This window comes from Sphingobacterium sp. UBA7253, assembly GCF_002472745.1.
Classification (GTDB): Bacteria; Bacteroidota; Bacteroidia; order Sphingobacteriales; family Sphingobacteriaceae; genus Sphingobacterium; species Sphingobacterium siyangense.
On sequence record NZ_DKSP01000249.1, the window covers coordinates 32,453 to 43,110 of the forward strand.

Here is a 10,658-nt window from a genome sequence, read left to right on the forward strand (position 1 = left end):
GTTAAAACGAATCGATTACTTCACCAACTTCCATAGGGAGATCCGACTCAAGAATGGAGGCTCCTTCCGCAAATATGGCCCTATACTTTTCGGTGCGTTCTGCCTTTGTCTTCAACTTATCGTAGGTAGACGCCGCTGAAATCATGCACATCACACCTTTGTTGTTGAAGAATTGATACATTGCCTGATTAGAATCCTTTAGTTCTGGCCCAATATAGACAATCATACGGTCGTAGGGTAATCCAGAGGATTTAAATTTTTCCAATGCAGCCTGATCTTTAATATTCATAGACATATACTGTTCTGGATTCTGCGCCAAATAAAACGCTACCTGTTCAGTATTATGTACCGTAACCCACACCCAACTGTAGGCATTGTATTTTTTTAGTATTGCTGCTGTGGCCGCCAATGGCAAGTCTTTCTTATCTAAGTTCAGAATGGTTTTACCTTTTGCCCATTGAATGACTTCATCAAGTGTGTTAATACCATACCGGGTAATATTTCCAGCCTGATCCTTTAATTTCAGCTTATGCAGTTCATCCCAGGTATAGTCAGATACTTTTCCTTTTCCATTTGTGGTTCTATCCAATGTCGCATCGTGCATCAAAATAGCAACACTATCCTTGGTGTAACGCGGATCGATTTCAAAAATAGCCGGTGTTTTTCGTAATACGGCTTCAAATGCCGCAATCGAATTTTCAGGAAGTCCAGCCTCCATCGTTCCCCGATGACCACTTACAATTTTTTTATCTTTAGCATAGGTAAAATAATCACGCATCGCCTTTGGAGAAGCAAACTCAAGTGAATGGATTTTTTGTCCGACGACTACTGAGTACGACGAAACAAAAAGAAAAAAAGTGAAAAATGTTCTTCTCATGGATTTATAATTACGTTAAAATTCTTAAGCCTTTGATACACAAAACAACATGCTAAACTAATCATCCAAGATCAATAAATCTTTAACAAAACATTCAATTCATGTAAACAAGCTAGTCTGTAAACATGAGCCTAGCAGATCAAACTCATCCACTGTGGCAAAATGTACCTGAAAATCACTGTATACCATCTCTAAAAATTAAAAAAAAATATAATATAGCTGTTGGCACAACTATAAAATAAACTATATTTGCGCATTAATTTATATTTGATCTAAATAAATTACCATGAAAAACAGAACACGATATATGATGTTCAGCAGCGGAATTCTTTTGCTTTTAAGTGCTCAGCTACATGCACAAGAATTATCCCTTATCGTAAAAGACAGAGACAATAAACCATTAAGCCAAGCGAATATCAAAGTTGACGGAAAAAGCGTCGGCTATTCTAATCAACTTGGACAATTCATTTTTGCCAAAAGACCTTTGAATAATCCGATTCAATTGCGGGTATCATACACAGGCTTTTCAACGGTTGAAAAAATGGTCAATTTAGATACCGTTCAACGTCCATTGTCAGTTCAGCTTAATTCTACCCAAGTGTTAGATGAGATTATCGTAACAGCAGGACGTAAGCCGGAAAGCATCTCCACTGTTCCTTCTTCAGTAACGATCTTGACCACAAAAGAAATTGAGGCCCAAAGCCAAATCAGCACCAATCTTTCAACAATTTTAGGGAATACTGTTCCCGGTCTTGGAACATCGACCAATAAAGCGACAAACTCCGGACAAACACTTCGTGGGAGATCTGTGCTTGTTTTGATCGACGGTATTCCACAATCAACGCCTTTGATGAATGGACAACGTGATCTTCGGACCATTGACCCGAGTGTCATCGAACGGGTTGAGGTTATCAAAGGTGCTACATCTATCTATGGAAATGGATCCGCAGGTGGTATTATCAACTACATTACACGCAATCCATCGAAAGACGCTGCTCCGATACAAGGGATCACAAGTCTTAGAACTACTTTCAATCCAGTTCATAGCGCCGGTACTATGGGCTATCGCATCGGACAAACCTTATACGGACAAAAAAATAAATGGAATTATACCGTCAGTGGATCCGCCGATTATGTTGGCCTGCAACGCGATGGCGACGGAGTTCCCCTTGGTCAGACAGACGGTCTTTCGAACACCTATCAATACAATGCGTTTCTAAAAGCAGGGTACCGTATCGATAGTAGCTCCAATATCACAGCAGTGTACAACTTCTATCGAAGTAACCAACACAATAGATACATCAGCCAAACAGGTGTATATGGTCAAACGCCAACGATAGGCGTGAAAGGCGAAGATCCAGGTAAACCTGCTGGAACTCCGTATAACCACAATGCCATGTTGACCTATACTAAAAGTAATCTATTCGCGTCGACATCTTTAACTGCTTCTGCATACTACAATACATTTCGATCCATGAACCGTTATGTCGAGAAAGCTTCTGCATGGTATGGTCCAGGACAAACACAAATCAATTCGGAGAAAAAAGGCTTACGCGTTAACTTAAACACACCTTTTCAGGTATTGGGTTCAAATGCAGATATCACCTATGGTGTAGATTTACTAAATGATGTAACAGATCAAAATCTGACCGACGGCAGGGTCTATATTCCCTATATGAACATGTTAAACGTTGCTCCATACGCCCAGGTAAAAATTGATTTCCTAGAAAACTTAATCTTTAAAGGCGGTGTACGTTATGAAAATGCAACAGTCAAAATAAAGGATTTCAATACCATTGCTACAGGGCCCAACAACGAAGGAAGTATTGCCGTAAAAGGAGGTAATATCCCCTACAAAGGAGCGACCTTCAATGCAGGTTTGCGTTACAACAAATTCGCGATCTTTAATCCCTTCGTAAGTTTCTCACAAGGTTTCGCAATCAATGAACTCGGTCGTATTGTACGTCGGGCAACAGATAATGATTTAGATAGCCTAAAAACCGACCCTATTATCACCAATAATTACGAAATCGGTTTCTCAAGCAATTACAGCATTTTCCAGCTATCAGCATCTTATTACTACAGTACTTCCAAAATGGGCGTTGAACTAGTGGATATTGGTGGTTACCTGATGCCACAACGCCTTCCAGAAGATGTGTATGGGTACGAAATTGCATTGAGCGCTAATATTTCGCCTCAATTGACCATCGGTGGAACCTATGCCTATGTGGAAGGAAAGTCAAAAAAAGACGATGGATCAAAATCCTACCTCAATGGCTCACGTATCTCGCCAGACAAAGCAACGGGATACATCTACTATACTCCGATAAAACCCTTAACCTTTCAGCTTTTTTGGGTGCATACCGGGTCCCGGGATCGCTTTCTTCCAAACGATAAAGGCGTATACAAAAACAGCGAAGGCCCCGTTAAGACCGTTGACCTATTTAACTTAAACGGAAATTACCAAGTAAACAAACAATGGTCTATCGGCATGGGGGTAGAGAACTTATTCAATAAAAACTATTACCCTGTTGTCAGTCAATACCGTGCCTTAAATGAAGAATACGTCAAAGGACAAGGTATGCTGGCCTCATTTAACATCAACTACAAATTCTAATATGTTTAAAACTGTCATTCTTTGGTTGCATAAATGGCTCGGAATCATCACCGGAGTTGTGGAATTCATCCTAAGCCTGACGGGCAGCATATACACTTTTCAGGATGAGCTCAAGCTCTGGGCTTATCCTGAAAAATATTTTATCTCCGACACAACCAACCACTCAAAAACTCCACTACCTTTAAGCACACTTCTTTACAGCGCACAGAAAAGCCTCGAAAAAAATCAAAAAATCACGCGGGTTGATCTCTATCCTTCGAAGAATCGTACCTGGGTATTTCGTGCCATAAAAACGGACGAAAAAGCATTTGGCCATTGGAATTATTACCGCTATTACAAACGCGTTTTCATCAATCCATATACTGGTCAAGTACAGCAAGTAGAAAATTCAAAAACAGAATTCTTTCAACTGGTGCTTCAGCTTCACCTAAACCTCCTCTTGGGCAAGCAATATGGCCATCCTATCGTCGCCTGGTCAACGGCCATTTTTGTCCTTATCTTACTTAGTGGCATTGTTCTTTGGTGGCCAAAAAAATGGAAGGGCAAGAATCTTAAGCGCAGTTTTTGGTTAGATACCAAAGTAAAATGGAAGCGACTGAACCACGACATCCACAATGTCATCGGATTTTACAGTTTATTTATCGGATTGATTTTTGCCATTACGGGCCTCGCATTTGCTTTTCCGGATTTCAAAAAGACCTATATCGCAACATTCAATTTATTGCAGCCGCCAACAGCTTCTTCCACACGCAGCTCCCCTATACCCTTGCCCGTTGTGGAAAAGAAATTTCAGGACAATGCGCTGCGGTATGCCTTGACAAATTATCCAGATGCTGAAATGATGTCGATCCGACTAAAAAAAGAAACCGAAACAGCAATGGATATACAGGTGAGACATCATGAAAAACGAAGCGGTGTATTTGATTGGCTTTATTATAATAAAGAAGAAAACAGTCTTACAGCAGTCAAATCCAGCAACAAATTGCAGTATGGGGATAAGCTCGGTGCACTTAACTATGATATTCATACCGGTGGCATCGGTGGACTCACAACAAAAATTATCGCTTGCCTAGCTAGTCTCTTTTGTGCTTCCTTACCCATCACAGGATATATCATCTGGATGAACAAAAGCAAAAAGAAGAAAAAGAAAGGTTATCAACATAATGTTAATAAGTACTGTTAATAACTGCATTTTTCTTTTAAACAGGTTTTCAACAGCGTTATTAACATAATGTGGAAAACTAACCCTTACCCTATTTACCGACACCATCTCTTGTGCAATTTATAGGAATGCGATACACCATCTGAAAAAACAACATACAAAACAAAAAGACGACAGTCTTTAAACCGAGAAGATCCCAACGCTAAGCCGCGCAAACAGGGCAACACTAAAAAAAGGAAGCATTCTTCAACAAAAGGAAGCAAAGCACACAGCCAAAAAAGAAAGTCGCGTGAGAAAAAAAGAAAATCCGATACACAGAAGTGCACCGGATCTCTTCAATAACAAACCAACAACTAACATACTAAAGATTCGGATTTCGCACCGTCTCTTCGTATGGTATAGCAAACAAATAATAAGGACTGTTTTCTACAAAATTAGAACCATCAGGAAATTTAATAACCCGGTGCCCTTGACCATTAACCAGCTTAGGCTTACCGTCTGCACCCACAATTTCTACTTGAATAGGTTTTCCCTCAGCATCAAGATAGGATTTACGCACAACCTTTCCCTGAGTCCGAAGAATATCCGACAAAGCAAATCCTTCACCCCAAAGTTCCTTGCGTCTTTCAACAAGAATGGCAGCAATTAATTGTCCATTATCATTTCCTGAAAACAGCTTAGCGTTTCTAGCCGTCCGTAATTTATTCAGCGCTGCTACCGCTTTATCGTTTTCACCAGCTCTTGCATAACCTTCAGCCGCAATCAAAACCATTTCAGAAGCACGCATGTATACAATATCTCCAATTAAATTGGACTTAAACTTAAACTTCTTATACCGTAGGAAACCTTCCCGACCAGGTAAATTATCCCATTCAAATAAAGCGTAACGCACATCACTGGTATCGAATAAATCTTTAAAATAAGGATCGGCCATAAAACTATAGTAATAAGATCCAGCTGACGACACATCCAAATAATGAAATGTATAACTTGCCACATTTTGCTCGTTAGTCTGCTGATGTCCCCAAATCCACTCGCTATTTCCAAGATCATTAAAACCTGCCTGATAATCTGACGGAGTCATTAAATTATACTTCTGAGCTGCTTTTTCAGCATATTCAGCGGCTAGCTTCCATTCGCCTACCTGCAAATAGGTTCTCGCAAGCAGACCATACACGACATCCGCATTGATTTCGTATTTATCCGCTCTACTAGCAGAAGCCAACAAGCTTTCACTGTCTTTGAGATCTTTCAAGATAAGTTCATACACTTCTTCCTGTGTTGACCTTGATTTTCCTTCAGTCGACAATGTACTGGGTTCGGTATAGATCGGAACAGACTTGGCATTTTTATCTTTCAGATAACTGAACTGATAAAAAGTCGCCAGGTTTAGATAAGAAAACGCGCGCAATGCTTTCGCTCTTCCTTTCAATACATTTTTGGTTTCGACAGATCCCTCAGCTCCATCCACTTTCGCGATCACATTATTCATATTATCGATCACTTTATACAGCATTATCCAAAAAGAATTAACGCGATTAGAACGATTGTTTGTTAATTCGGTAAATGCGTATGCATCGCGATAACCGTATTTGGTCGTCACCGCAACATCACTTCCCATTGCATCACTTGTACGCATTACCGCCGTATAACCTGGATTGGCATAAGTAAAATAAGTATCATTTAAATACTTCCAGGTACCGTTGATCACCGTAGCAACATTGTCGGTATTTTTAAACACTTCACCTTCCGGCACAGAAGTGGTTGGATCCAGCTCAAGCGCATCCTTACATGATGCATTCACTAGGGAGAGCGCCAATATGATATATACAATTTTTAGTTTCATGATTTTCATTTAAATTCTCAGATTAACAATAAGGCATTAAAAAACAAGCTGAATACCACCAGAGATTGTTCGCATTGCCGGATAGCGAAAATAGGTCGCCCCATTCACCGTCTGTTCTGGATCCATTCCTTGATGACCATAAAATGTCAATAGATTTTCGGCCGTTGCAAAGACACGAAGTTTTTCTACACCTATCCGCTTCAATAAATCCGAAGGTAATCTATAGCCCAAACTCACATTTTTAAGGCGTGCATAAGTGCCACTGTAAAGAAAACGTGTGGACGAAGAGGTCCAATTCAAGTTATCGGTAGTCAATTTAGGCACATCGGTCTGCGTATGCTCAGGCGTCCAGCGCTCGAGGATCTCCTTGGACCAGGCACGTCCTGGATTATTACCGCTATGCATAAGCTGAATATAATCGTTATCTAATATCTGTCCACCCAAACTAAAACTCAGCAAAGCAGACAAATCAAAATTTTTGTAAGTGAAACTGTTTTGAATCCCACCGACAAGATCTGGCAATGAAGTCCCGGCAATAAAATTACCGGCCTTACTGTATTCCGAAGTTTTTTCACCTGTTTTATTACCGTCCTTATCAGCGGTATACCATTGAGGCAGACCGTTATCTGGATTTACTCCAGCCCATTCCGGCAGATAAAAATCATAGATACTTCCGCCTACACGCAAAAGCTTATTCCCCGTAATGATCGGTTTGTTATCTTTTGGCAAAGCTGTAATCTTGTTTTTGTAATGCGAAAGATTGACGTCTAAATTCCATTTAAAATTTTCATTTCGAACCGGGACAGTACGAATATCCACGTCGATACCGGTATTTTTCAGCGCTCCAATATTTGCATCATAGCCCGTATAGCCTGTTGAATAAGCCATCGGCATGGTGAACAGCAAATCCTTACTCCGACGGTTAAAGTACTCCACACTCAATGAAACCCGGTTTTCAAATGCAGATACATCGACACCTACGTTCAAATTGAGGTTCGACTCCCATTTTAGATCTGGTGTAGCCAACCTACCGGTATACGTTCCGCCTTTACCCAAACTATTTGCAATGGTATAAAGTCCTTTATAAGCATAATAGGTACCTAAATTATCGTTTCCTTGTCCACCATAACTTGCTCTTACCGTCAGCTGATCAATCGTTGTGTTATCCTTCAAAAATTCTTCCTGTTTCAGCTTCCAAGATCCACCCACAGACCAGAATGTTCCCCAACGTTTTGCTGGCGAAAAGCGCGACGAACCATCAGTACGTAACGAAGTCGATAAATAATATTTGTTATCATAATTATACTCCGCTCTTCCCAAGAAACTCAATAGCCTATACCCAGCACTTGATCCCGTGAAGTTATTGAGTTGTGATGCCGCAGCAGGTTCATCAAAGTAAGGGAGCACAAATTGCTGTCTGCTACCGTTGATATTACTATTGTTAAAATCATAGTATTCCTGGCCGGCCAATACATTGAGGTAATGTAAGCCAAACTGCTTCTCATAAGTCAATAAATTGTTCCAGGTCTGCGCTACGGTACGTACATTTGAACGATAAACATAGCCGCCCGTATTCACACCGTCTCCCAGTAAAGGATTGGTATAGTCGTGTGTATTCCCGTTGATGTAATCAACATTATATGTCGACTTAAATTTTAAATTTTTAGAAAACAACACTTCCAGATAAGTCCGGGCAGATAGATTTTCCCGACGGATATCATTTCTGTCCAAAGGAAGAGAAGCAGCTAAATTATTACGTGGTGTTGCACCACTTGGACGATATTCTCCAAAATCGTAAATCTTATTTCCGGCTCCATCAAGCACAAATGAACCATCCGCATTGCGCTCATAGTATGGATAAAAAGATGGCACCAGTCTCGTAAAATTTATAATGTTTGCCGTATTGCTGTCCTCAGACTGCGGATATTTTTGTTGTGTACTGCTACCACCTATATTGAGACCGACATTTAACCAGGATTTCACTTTGCTGTCAAGATTTGCGCGCAGGTTGTACCTTTTAAATCCAGATTCAATCGCTATCCCCTGATCGTTCAGATAACCACCCGAAATATAATAGGTGCTTTTGGCACTACCACCACTAAACCCTAGATCTGCTTGTGTACGCACTCCCGTACGTTGCAATACGTCGGTCCATGGATCATCCCATAGTGTCTTAGCTCCGGCAACCAACTTACCATCTACTCCGACCGGCTGCGGGTATTGACTGCCATACGGATTGATATTTAAATCTGTCAATACGGTCTTACTTGCGTTGGACGCCGCTTGCTCTGCTGTAAGGCCATTTGACAGGTTTTTGTTTCTCAAAGCTTCCCAATAGAGCTGAAAATATTCATCGGTCGATACCTGGTCATAGTCACGAACTGCACGGGTTGAATAGCCCTGTGTAAAATTGAGATTAATCTTGGTGTTGTCGGAAGACACACCAGACTTAGTAGTAATAATAATCACACCATTCGCCCCTCTGGATCCGTAAAGTGCACTTGATGCTGCATCTTTTAAAACAGAGATAGACTGAATGTCATTCGGATTGATGGAGTTAATATCCCCGGCATAAGGACTACCATCCAACACGATCAGAGGTGAACTGGAGGCATTAATGGAGCCGATACCCCTAATACGGATGGCTGCTTCAGTACCTGGCTGTCCCGAGGACGCTACGGACTGTAAGCCCGGTACCTGTCCCTCCAGGGCCTTCGTAATATTTGATACCTGTCTATTTTCAATAGCTTTGCTGCTCACCGTACTGACCGACCCCGTTATGTTTGTACGTTTGGCAGTACCGTAAGCCACCACCACCACTTCTTCCAGATCTGTACTGGAGGGTTTCAAGGACAATGTTAAGTTTGTACTTGTTGCTTTTAGCTGCTGAGATTCATAACCTACAAAGGAAAATTCCAATACAGGTAATACGTCACCTGTGACATTGATTGTAAACTCTCCTTTTGAATTCGTTAAGGTTCCTTGATTTTGCCCCGAAATGCGAACATTTACTCCAGGAAGTAGGTGACCGGTTTTGGCATCAACAACTTTTCCTTGTATAGCCCGCTGCTGAGCATACAACCTGTTCATATTGACACCTGATAATGCTATCGCAGCAATAGGAATGTATTTAAGTTTTGCGTACATCGTAAGAATGCTTTACTAAATAAGTTAAGTGTGATTAAATACAAAAAACACAGTGGCTCCTTGCATTCCAATAAAATCTACTGAATAAGTAGTTTTTGCTGGAACGCAAATATATAACAAAATCTATTGAATTAATAGATTTTGTTTCGCTAAAACACAAAACACTATAAATAAAGTACTTAAAATTAAAAACTAAGCTTATAAAAGTCATTTAGTAAGCTAACTTACTATTATTGATCAAGCCATTTTTGAAACTTCGGAGATCGTTCCTCACTAACAATGACTACAATTCCCGATGGAGTTGAGGGCATTAACGCTAATTTGATTCTATTTCGACTAATTTTTAACATGGATTGAATCGCATCTATTCGAACAAGAAATTTACGATTGATCTGGAAAAAAACTGTTGGATCTACCTGTGTAACGAGATGAGTGATGGTATCTTCAATAATATATGCAATTCCAGATCCTTTTTCTACAGCATACAACTCTTTGTCTTCTGCCATAAAATAAGCAATATCAGCAATGGCCAGCGACTTTAAAAAATTACCATATTTCACTAAAAAACGCTGTTTGAGCCGAGGTTCTACTTTAGGTAGTAGCGGTTCGATACGTTTCATGACCTCAGTCAACTCGTCGCTGTCGAAAGGTTTTAACAAATAGGCATACCCTCTATTTTGGAAGGCCTCCAAGGCATATTGTTCGTAAGCCGTCGTAAAAATAAGCGGCACATCGATAGATACCTGCTTAAAAATTTCAAAGCTCAGCCCATCCATCAGGTGGATATCCATAAAAATCAGATCGAATTGATTTCTATTGATTGTCACCACCGCTTCCTGAACCTCTTTTGCATTGGTAAAGGTCAGTTCACTTTCTCCATAGCGCGCAGTCAACATCTCCTTTAAGCCTACAAAAGCCCAGTCTTCGTCTTCGACAATCAGTATTTTCCATCCCATGGGTTGAATGTAATAAAAAATCCATTTCCTAAAAAGAAAATGGATTAATATAT

6 protein-coding genes are annotated in these 10,658 nt (G+C 40.4%); 2 read left to right on the plus strand and 4 right to left on the minus strand.

Features of this window, described 5'->3' with window-relative positions:
* Window position 1 precedes the first annotated feature (1 nt).
* A complete protein-coding gene (locus tag B2X72_RS26205; protein ID WP_286852134.1) occupies window positions 2-877 on the minus strand; it encodes a glycerophosphodiester phosphodiesterase family protein in 876 nt (291 codons plus the stop codon).
* A 286-nt stretch (window positions 878-1,163) separates the two neighbouring features.
* On the opposite strand from B2X72_RS26205, the gene B2X72_RS26210 reads away from it, so the two are divergent.
* Together B2X72_RS26210 and B2X72_RS26215 are read left to right on the plus strand one after the other, a co-directional pair.
* Window positions 1,164-3,494, plus strand: a complete 2,331-nt coding sequence (locus B2X72_RS26210; RefSeq protein ID WP_286852136.1) for a TonB-dependent receptor — start codon at window positions 1,164-1,166, stop codon at window positions 3,492-3,494.
* 1 nt (window position 3,495) lies between these two features.
* Window positions 3,496-4,677, plus strand: a complete 1,182-nt coding sequence (locus B2X72_RS26215; RefSeq protein ID WP_286852137.1) for a PepSY-associated TM helix domain-containing protein — start codon at window positions 3,496-3,498, stop codon at window positions 4,675-4,677.
* A gap of 340 nt (window positions 4,678-5,017) precedes the next feature.
* Here B2X72_RS26215 and B2X72_RS26220 read toward each other — a convergent pair whose 3' ends face one another.
* The 3 genes from B2X72_RS26220 to B2X72_RS26230 all read right to left on the minus strand — a co-directional run.
* Window positions 5,018-6,502 (minus strand): RagB/SusD family nutrient uptake outer membrane protein, encoded by a 1,485-nt coding sequence (locus B2X72_RS26220; protein WP_286852139.1) that lies wholly within the window; start codon window positions 6,500-6,502, stop codon window positions 5,018-5,020.
* A 36-nt stretch (window positions 6,503-6,538) separates the two neighbouring features.
* Window positions 6,539-9,649 carry a SusC/RagA family TonB-linked outer membrane protein gene (locus B2X72_RS26225; RefSeq protein ID WP_286852141.1) on the minus strand — a complete coding sequence of 1,037 codons (3,111 nt, stop codon included), beginning with the start codon at window positions 9,647-9,649 and terminating at the stop codon, window positions 6,539-6,541.
* Between the two features lie 230 nt (window positions 9,650-9,879).
* Window positions 9,880-10,658: LytR/AlgR family response regulator transcription factor (locus B2X72_RS26230; RefSeq protein ID WP_286852144.1), on the minus strand; the 779-nt coding region annotated here is incomplete at its 5' end.